The following is a 2808-nucleotide window of genomic DNA, read 5'->3' as shown; positions in this document are numbered from 1 at the left end:
TTGGATAAACTTGTTTTCCCATTGAGTACCACCAATGACGAATAGACTCGACTGCGATAGAACGCTGTAAAAGTTTGGTTAAAAACTTTGAGAGAACGCTCAGTCATGCGACTGCAAAACTCAATCTGTGTTTCATCAGACTGATGCTCAAAAGGCTAGCAAAGCATTAGATCCCAAATGGGTTCTATACCACTGACAATATTCGTCCACAAATTTGACTGTTGGTGCGGCTGGACGGGGCTGTACCATACTCTGTGTCTTGGTTCTAGCCGTTGTACCTTATTATACTACTGCCAGAGTGACAAAACAGGGTTAAAAACATTACCTTCAGGTAAATTTCCCAGTTGCTTAATTTTTTATTTTAGATTGACGTAAATTGATGCCAATTTGACCAAATTTATATGTTATTCTTTCTATTCGTTTGAAACTAATATTAATTCCACAATCAATTAGGATTGTACACACGTAAAGATTCAGGTGGCAGGGTATTGACCAGGGCGGACTCATAATGTCAAGAAGACTAGTCTATTCTCAATAGACTCAAAAATAATCTCATTAATGCATACTTATTGACAAATATTTTAGCGATCGCTTTGAGCCTTGGAAAATAAATCAAGCCAGAAATACTGATTTTTCGTTGGGTCTTAATCTTGGTCGTGATCAAGAGTACTTTAGATGCATTTGCCCTGATCAGCGGATTGATCTGGCAAGAGCAAAAGTCGGTCAGCTTTTACGTTCTTTGCGTGATAAAGCAAGTCAATGGTGGTATTTCTTTGACTTAAGAGAAGTTCCTCCTGATAACAATCAGGCTAAACGAGAGTCCTTCGGACATGCTTCGCGAACCCTTCGTTTGGCTGTGACCAAACGCTCATGTTAGCGGTGGTTCCCGTTCAATGGAGCGGTTTCAACATACTGCCAATTTGTTGACTGTGGTGCAAACCTGCCGCCGTCAAGGTAGGTCTGTAATTGATTTTTTTGCACAAGCTCTACTGGCTGGTTCTCTTGATTATCAGTCTCGTCCGTCTCTGCTTCCTGAATATTAGACCTGAATCCTTCTTCGCAACACCCTTGAAAAAAGGATAATTTAACCTATTACTGACAAAAATTGCATAAAATCTTAAACAATCTCTGATAAATTTATAACTGTTTAATATATTAGGATTGCTGTATGTCAGCAAAAGAGTTTCTCAAAGCTAAATTTGATTCCCTTTATCCTCATCTGAACGAGAGATCAATACGTCTGTGGGCTGCTGCAGAAGCTATTGCATTCGGAAGAGGTGGGATTACGCAAGTTTCTCAAGCAACAGGTCTGTCACCAAAAACGATTCGTGTCGGAATCCGTGAACTTGAAATTGAGCCAGATACTCAAATCAAACATACTCAATTTCAGGAGAAAGTTCGATGTAAAGGAGGTGGTAGAAAGCGTCTGCTAGACACTGACCAAACCTTAATTCCAGACCTGGAATCATTAATTCAACCAGTGAGTTGTGGAAATTCAGACCCACTTCTACGTTGGACTTGTGAAAGCACCACAAAAATAGCTGAAAAATTGCGAACTAAGGGTCATGTTATCAGCGCTAGAAAAGTTGCTTCTTTATTGTGTGAACTGGGCTACAGTCTACAAAGCAACTGTAAAATTAAAGAGCGCTCTTCTAACTATGATCGAAACCTTCAATTTCAATATATTTATGATCAAGTGCAGAATTTTCAAGCCCGTGGACAACTGATAATTTCACTTTCAATCAAGAAAAAAGAAGTTATTGAAAACTATAAGGAAGATGTAGAAGAATGTCAATCAAAAAAACAGTTTATCAAGGCTAATACTGATTATTTTCCCGAATATCAAAAACTCTTAAATACTCTACTGTATGAAGCTTATGATTTGACTACAAGCCAGGGATGGGTAAATGTGGGCATTAATAATGACACTGTAGAGGTCACTGTTGAGTCAATTCGTCGATGGTGGCAAGATATGGGTAAAAAAACTTACAAAAATGCTACAGAATTATTTATTACAGCAGACTGTAGCGAGCGTGATGAGTATTGCTTGCAGTTATGGAAGGCCCAACTCCAGAAACTTGCTAACGAAATTGGACTTATGATTCAGTTTGCACATTTTCCTCCTGCTACAAGTAAGTGGAACAATATAGAACATCGTATGTTCTGTCTGATTACAGAAAACTGGAGAGGTAGACCACTAACCATTAAAGAAGTAGTTATCAATTTAATTAGTACTGTTACCACAAATGAAGAACTAATAATTAGAACTCCAAAAAATGAAAATAAATGCTAGATAGATATAGACATTAATGACAATTTTTAACTATTAATTAGGTACTTAAAATATCATCTTCATCTTCTGTTATATTTTTGCATTCCTTATTTGCCTTTTGCGGGTTTGTTCGGTCAGGTGCAAGATGTGAGGAAAGGCACATACATTATCTACGAATTTTAATCCACAGTATCCGCATATATGGTTCTGCTTTTTCAGGGCTTTTGAAGTAACATCATCATTCATGGAGTTGAGATTTCCTTTTGCTCCAGTAGACAAATCTCTTTACTCTGTGTTCTCTGCGCCTCTGTGGTTCAAAAAATTACTTTTAAACCGCAGAGTCACAGAGAGCGCAGAGAGAAAAAAAGAGATTTTACCAGTCACCTTGAAAGGGGTAGGAGTAACGAGTAACTGCTCTCCTTGTAGGAGAGGGCTTTCACCTTTGTCCCAGGTTTAATTATGAGATTTTCAAGGTTCTATTCCGAATGGCACTAAGTTAAGCTGAAGGGTTGGCAGTGTAAGGATTGCAGAGGTGC

At 38.2% G+C, this 2808-nt stretch carries 1 protein-coding gene and 1 pseudogene; both read left to right on the top strand.

What is annotated here, in order from left to right; translation table 11 throughout:
* Window positions 1-688: 688 nt before the first annotated feature.
* Window positions 689-1043, top strand: a pseudogene (locus HWQ44_RS00010) (IS66 family transposase); the annotation flags it as partial.
* 125 nt (window positions 1044-1168) lie between these two features.
* Window positions 1169-2293 (top strand): ISAzo13 family transposase, encoded by a 1125-nt coding sequence (locus HWQ44_RS00005; protein ID WP_292713350.1) that lies wholly within the window; start codon window positions 1169-1171, stop codon window positions 2291-2293.
* Window positions 2294-2808: the final 515 nt, after the last annotated feature.

The organism is Nostoc sp. JL34, from assembly GCF_017114945.1.
Lineage (GTDB): Bacteria > Cyanobacteriota > Cyanobacteriia > Cyanobacteriales > Nostocaceae > Nostoc.
Note: the sequence above shows the minus strand (reverse complement) of the source record. Positions and strands in the feature narration are given on the sequence as shown.

Bases quoted from the DNA above. Each gene is read 5' to 3' on its own strand.
- HWQ44_RS00005 (WP_292713350.1), top strand. From the start codon at position 1,169: ATGTCAGCAAAAGAGTTTCTCAAAGCTAAATTTGATTCCCTTTATCCT.